Here is a 6655-nt window from a genome sequence, read left to right on the forward strand (position 1 = left end):
TTTATATATGAGACCCGCCGCTGGCATCAATCAATTGCCCCGTTATCCAGCGGCTGTCCGAAGAGGCAAGAAAGGCGGCGATATCGGCCACATCTTCCGGCTGCCCCCATCTGTTAAAAGGGGAGAGACCGGCAGCGAATTTCTGCCCACCCGGATCCTGCAATGTTCCGGCATTCATATCGGTATCGATGATACCGGGTAAGATGGCGTTTACCGTAATGCTGCGATTCCCAAGATGCTGAGCTAAGACGAAGGTGAGTGTGTTGAGCGCACCTTTCGAAATGCTGTAGCCCAGAAAATTTGGGAAAGCCAAACGGGTAACAGCCGAAGAAATATTGATGATGCGGCCCTCATCTCTCAGGCGAGGTAATGCTTGTTGGATGAGAAATAGAGGTGCTTTGACATTGAGGCTCAGAACTTCGTCAAAAGATTGTTCCGTCGTCTCCTCGATGGTTCCACCTTGCCCAATTCCGGCATTATTAACAAGAATATCAAACTGATTGCCACCAGTGTGCTTCTCGAGGGCTTCGTCCAAGCCCGCATATAAATCGTGAACGCCGTTTACGATATTCAAGTCCGCACCGAGTGTAAGGGCGGATCCGCCTTTATGCTGAATCTCACGAACCACTTCCTCTGCAGCATCGTAATTCTTTCCATAATGTACGACGACAATGGCCCCATCCTGCGCTAGACGCAGAGCAATCCCTCGTCCAATCCCCCGGCTTGCACCTGTTACTAAAGCGATTTTACCTTTCAGCATGCTCATATCCTCATCTCCTTCAATGTATTCATGTCTAGTTTTATCACAGAGTGACATTCGAAATGTTGCTCTCTCATTCGCAGACACGACAAGAAGACGCCATTCGTAAGTATACTTTTACGATCGAAATGGGTAGATTTAGGATTGGGATTGAGGAGTACTGATATTACCAGTACCCCTGTATGAGCATGCTTCAGGAGCTGTTTGAAGGATATTATTCAATGCTTGCGAAGTGGCGAATCGTTGACTTGAGACAGATGGGACGTTAATATCAAAGGGATTTGATTTGATTCCGGTACTCGCTTGGCGAGACGCCGTACCAACGTCGGAATTGCTTAGAGAAGTAAAGAGGATCGTAGAAACCGACGGATGATGCGATCTGTTCGATGGTTAGTTCCAGCCGTTCTCGAAGCAGCAGGCGAGCTTTATCCACACGCAGTTTCAGAAGAAACGTGACGGGTGTTACCTTGGTATGACGCTTGAACATGCGCGATAAATACGCACGGTTATAACCCAAACTCTCGGCCATCAGCTCAATAGTGATAGGCTCGGCGTATTGGGTGGACAGGTAGTGAATCGCTTGCTGCACGATGCGGTCACTCTCGGCTTCCGTGACCATACCAGCCAATGTGGAAGCTGACAATGTTTCACAGTATTCACCGAGTAACAAATGTAGGTATCCGATGGACTTTAGCTGTGCGTTCGCTTTTTTGGCTCTTAATGCTTGCTGGATATGGCGAAAAAGCACAGGGATATGGCGGTTGCGCTTGGTATGAATAATGGGCTGCAGGGGATTCACTCCTGTAGAGCTGACTAACGCCGCGGCCTGCGTACCCGTAAAAGCGATCCAGCAATAATGCCAAGGATCTGTCTCATCGGAGACATAGCTGATGAGCTGTTCAGGCTCGATGACGAAGCTGTCACCGGCGCCAAGCTCGTACTCTTCGCCTTGCGAAGAGAATACCCCTTTCCCCGATATCACATAGTGAATCAGATAGTAGTCGTATACTTTGGGGCCTAACCGATGCTCAGGCTTCGTCTGGCTCTCACCCGCAAACAACACAGTTAATTCACTTACTTGGGAAGGCAGTGGATTCGAAACAACGTAATAGCTCTCCGACTTTGTCATGCCTACTTTTCATCTCCGATCGACACATCTTCATTTAGCTTCACTTTATCATAAATCTAACCACAGTTGCGAATGCGAGATCACATTTTTCCATGTGAAAATAACATGCCTCCATAGCCAATCCTACGTTCTTCTCGTATACTGAAGTTACAAGACACCAAGCATAAACGACTCCGTCATCCTCAGATGACGAGCGAAATCACTTCTAAAACCACTAAAGGCGGTGCCAGAATGGCAGATTTGCAAGCTCTAAAAACCACGTTTATTGAAATTTACGGGAATTCTGCAACGGCAATTTCAGCTTTTCATGCTCCAGGTCGGGTAAATTTGATCGGTGAGCACACGGATTACAATGGCGGTTATGTTTTCCCGGCAGCGTTAACGTTCGGAACGACTATGATCATTCGTCCAAGACAAGATCGTGTAATTGGATTTGCATCGACAAACCTGGCACTTCGCAAACAAATTTCCATAGATGACTTGTCCTATCAAGAAGAGGACGACTGGATCAATTATCCAAAAGGGATCTTCGTTCACTTAGCGAAAGCAGGCTTCCCTGTTACACAGGGCTACGATCTTTTGTTCCACGGTGAAATCCCGAATGGTGCCGGACTTTCGTCCTCGGCTTCCATTGAAGTCGTTACAGCTTTTGGCTTATTAACACTTGAAAAGTATCCGATTGATACCGTGAAAATCGCGCTGCTCGCGCAAAAAACAGAGAACGAATTCGTTGGCGTCAACAGTGGCATCATGGATCAATTCGCTGTAGCCAATGGCAAAAAGGATCATGCCATCCTGCTCATGTGCGACACGCTTGAGTATCGCCATGTGCCTTTTCAAAGCGGCAGCTACAAGCTGGTTATTGGGAATACGAACAAACGCAGAGGTCTGATAGACTCCGCTTACAATGAGAGAAGAAGCCAATGTGAGCAGGCTGTGACCTATTTGCAAAAGCAGTTTCCTTCGATCACTTTGCTCGGTCAACTGAACCTTGCGCAATTTAATGAATTCAAACATCTAATTCCAGACAAAACCATCCGCCAACGAGCGCAGCATGTTATTGAAGAAATTGACCGTGTTCTCAAATCCATTGAGGTGCTGGAAGCGAACGACCTCGAATCTTTCGGTAAGCTGATGATCGGGTCCCATGACTCGCTTCGTGATCTTTATGAAGTAACAGGGGTAGAGTTGGATACGATGGTTGCGGCAGCGTTGAAGGTTCCGGGTGTGCTTGGGGCACGTATGACAGGCGCAGGATTCGGCGGATGCACGGTTTCTTTAGTTCATGAGGACAGTGTACAGACGTTTATCGATCAAGTGGGCAAAGAATATACGGAAAAAACAGGCCTGACACCAAGCTTCTACGTTTGTGATATCGGCAATGGTGTTGAGCAAGTCGGGGAGGCGATATAAAATGGCCATTCTAGTAACGGGCGGAGCAGGCTATATCGGATCTCATGCGGTAGCAGAGCTGCTAGCCAAAGGTGAAGAAGTTGTTATCGTTGATAATTTGCAGCAAGGGCACAGAAATGCTGTGCTTGGGGGCAAGTTGTACGTAGGTGACCTGCGTGACGGCGAGTTTCTGGATACGGTTTTCACAGAGAACAGCATTGACGCTATCATCCATTTTGCAGCGAATTCGTTAGTTGGCGAGAGTATGACCAATCCTGCGAAATACTATCATAATAACGTATACGGAACGCTTTGTTTGCTTGAAAAGATGACCCAATACGGCGTGAAGAAAATTGTCTTCTCCTCTACGGCTGCGACGTATGGTGAGCCTGAAAATATTCCAATTCTAGAGAGTGACCGCACCTTGCCGACCAATACGTATGGCGAGACGAAGCTGGCTATGGAAAAAATGATGAAGTGGTTCGACATCGCGCATGGTATCAAATATGTATCACTTCGCTATTTTAATGCAGCTGGGGCTCATGCAGGCGGCAAAATCGGAGAGGACCATAGCCCAGAGACGCATTTGATCCCTATCATTCTTCAAGTGGCACTTGGTCAAAGGGCGCATATTTCTATCTTCGGAGAAGACTATGCAACAGAAGATGGCACGTGTGTACGTGATTACATTCATGTTAGCGATTTGGCAAGCGCCCATGTTCTTGCGGTTGAGAAGCTGCGTGGCGGAGCAGAAAGCAATATTTATAACCTAGGCAATGGCACAGGTTTCTCGGTCAAAGAAGTCATCGATATCGCCCGTAAAGTAACCGGCCATGCGATTCCTGCCGTCATCGAACCGCGTAGAGCCGGAGATCCAGCAACGCTAATTGCCTCCTCTGAGCGTGCAAGAGCTGAGCTGGGTTGGAAACCGACACGTGATTCTTTGGAATCCATTATCGAGAGCGCGTGGAACTGGCACCAAAATCATCCGAACGGATACGAAGAGTAGGGTAGAAACGGGTAGAACAGTGCGGAACAGCGTAAAACAGCGTAAAACAGTGCAGAACGAAGCTGAAAAGAGGTTGGTTTTGTAGAAAGGAATGTGGAACATGGAACGGACAGTTAAAGCGCCGCAGCACGCAGCGTTGATTATAGAAAGGCTTCTTCAGTTCGCTGTGCAAAATGGGCTGATTGAACACCTTGATGTCTATACATCAAGAAATGCTTTGCTTGATTTATTCGGTCTTGCCGAACCTTACCAAGGTGAAGTGCCGACTGAGAAATTGAGCAGCCCGGTTGCTATGCTGGAAGAGCTGCTTGATGCGGCTTTTGAGGCGGGCCTCTTGGAAGAGAATACGACAACGTACCGTGATTTGCTGGATGCGCGGATTATGGGGCTATTGATGCCTCGTCCATCGGAGGTTGTACATCAATTCTGGAACACAGCCAAAACAACGAGCATAGAGGCAGCGACGGATTACTTCTATAAGCAATCTATCGACTCCAACTATATTCGGATGGATCGCATTCAGAAAAATGCCTACTGGTTGGCCGAAACAACGTATGGCGATCTGGAAATCACGATCAACCTTTCGAAACCGGAGAAAGATCCGAAGGAAATTGCCCTGCTCAAAACACTGCCGCAAAGCAGCTATCCCTTGTGTCTACTGTGCGTAGACAACTTAGGGTACGCAGGTCGTGTGAATCACCCGGCAAGGCAAAATCTACGGGTCATTCCGTTAGAATTAGATGGCGAGAAGTGGTACTTCCAATATTCGCCGTATGTGTATTACAACGAGCACAGCATTATTTTCCATGAGAAACACATTCCGATGAAAACGACGTCGCACACGTTCTACCGTTTGCTGGACTTCATCGATCAGTTCCCTCATTATTTCATCGGATCGAACGCGGATCTGCCGATCGTCGGTGGTTCTATTCTGAACCACGACCATTTCCAAGGCGGACGCCATAAATTCCCGATGGAAAAAGCGCCAAGTGAGAAAGCATTCTCACATGCTGAGTTTGCCGGCGTGAAGGCCGCCATCGTCAAGTGGCCGATGTCAGTGCTTCGCCTGAGCGGGCACAACAAGCAGCAGCTCTATATGCTGGCGAGCAAGCTGCTCGAAGACTGGCGCGCCTACAGTGATGCGGGAGCGGACGTCCTCGCCTTCAGCGAGAAGGACGGACAGCGGGTACCGCATAACACGATCACCCCGATCGCCCGCAACAATGCACGGGGCGAGTACGAGCTTGACCTGGTGCTGCGCAACAACCGCACCAGCGAAGAGCATCCGGATGGGATTTTCCATCCGCACCAGCACTTGCACCACATCAAGAAGGAGAACATCGGCTTGATTGAGGTTATGGGGCTGGCGGTGCTGCCAGGCCGCCTGCAAGAGGAGCTGGCGGATATCGCCAAGCTCCTCACCGGCGAAGCCGCATTCGGCCGCGAGATCCGCGAAGAGGCCAGCCATCCGCTGCATAAGCATGCGGAATGGATCGAAACGCTGCTCGCGAAGCACGGCGCTGCGCTGCCGCAGGAGCAGGCCAATGCAGTGCTGCAGGCCGAGGTCGGCAGCAAGTTCATGGACGTGCTGCTGGACGCAGGCGTGTTCAAGCGTGATGAAGCGGGGCAAGCGGCTTTTGGACGGTTTTTGGCAGCTGCGGGCTTTGCGCAGCAGTAATTTGGAACTCCCTGGTCAATTAGACTGGGGAGTTTTTTTGTCAATTTGGGGTTAGGGGTAAGCAATAAAGCTTACCTTATTTAGGATAGTTAGCCAAGATTTTTACTAGGCTAAGTGAGATTATGAATAAGTATAGTCATTTGTAAGTATCAATGTTTTTCTATCGTTTTGTTTCTGGTTTTTTGAAAATTGGATAATTAGAAAAGCAAGTTGTACTGCGTACAACAATTTCCTTGATTTCTTCTTGAAAAGCTCAGGATGTTGTACGCTATACAACAATTTATCCCTTTTATAGGCTGCAGAGCTACTTTAGACTAAAAGTGTTGTCGGTTGGAAAACGCGAAGTAACTTGCGTAAAGTTGTACAAAGGAGACTGTCGATTCAATCTAAATATTCTGTCGTATATACAAACTCCAAAACGAGTGATTTTCTCCAAATAATCGCTTGTTTTCTTTATTTTACTCTCCAATACTCTCGTTTAATGGTATACTTGAAATATACCATTTCCGGAGGGATTCCTATGAGCAGAGTCCGATATAAACAATTTGAGCAATTATCTTTCAGTGACATTGAGGTGTTTGCATGTCTTCCTGAACATCCGATTTGGAGTCGGGCTGCTGAACTCGTTGACTTTTCCTTCGCTGATGAGGTTTGTTCTCATTTGTACTCAGGCCGAGGCCAGTACCC

General features: G+C 48.1%; 5 protein-coding genes. 3 read left to right on the forward strand and 2 right to left on the reverse strand.

What is annotated here, in order from left to right; genetic code table 11:
* Position 1 precedes the first annotated feature (1 nt).
* Both G519_RS0128020 and G519_RS0128025 read right to left on the reverse strand, forming a co-directional pair.
* Positions 2-766, reverse strand: a complete 765-nt coding sequence (locus G519_RS0128020; protein WP_029197512.1) for an SDR family oxidoreductase — start codon at positions 764-766, stop codon at positions 2-4.
* Positions 767-1031: 265 nt separating this feature from the next.
* Positions 1032-1889, reverse strand: coding sequence for an AraC family transcriptional regulator (locus tag G519_RS0128025; RefSeq protein ID WP_029197513.1), 858 nt, complete (start codon positions 1887-1889; stop codon positions 1032-1034).
* A 231-nt stretch (positions 1890-2120) separates the two neighbouring features.
* Between G519_RS0128025 and G519_RS0128030 the strand changes: the two genes are divergently transcribed.
* The 3 genes from G519_RS0128030 to G519_RS0128040 all read left to right on the forward strand — a co-directional run bounded on the left by G519_RS0128030 (position 2121) and on the right by G519_RS0128040 (position 5968).
* Positions 2121-3302: a galactokinase gene (locus tag G519_RS0128030; RefSeq protein WP_029197514.1), complete on the forward strand. Its 1182-nt coding sequence runs from the start codon at positions 2121-2123 to the stop codon at positions 3300-3302.
* 1 nt (position 3303) lies between these two features.
* A complete protein-coding gene (galE, locus tag G519_RS0128035; protein WP_029197515.1) occupies positions 3304-4290 on the forward strand; it encodes a UDP-glucose 4-epimerase GalE in 987 nt (328 codons plus the stop codon).
* A gap of 100 nt (positions 4291-4390) precedes the next feature.
* The gene (locus G519_RS0128040) at positions 4391-5968 is read left to right on the forward strand and encodes a UDP-glucose--hexose-1-phosphate uridylyltransferase (protein WP_029197516.1); all 1578 of its coding nucleotides are present in this window, start codon (positions 4391-4393) and stop codon (positions 5966-5968) included.
* Positions 5969-6655: the final 687 nt, after the last annotated feature.

The sequence above is a fragment of the Paenibacillus alginolyticus DSM 5050 = NBRC 15375 genome, assembly GCF_000422905.1.
Taxonomy (GTDB): Bacteria; Bacillota; Bacilli; order Paenibacillales; family NBRC-103111; genus Paenibacillus_E; species Paenibacillus_E alginolyticus.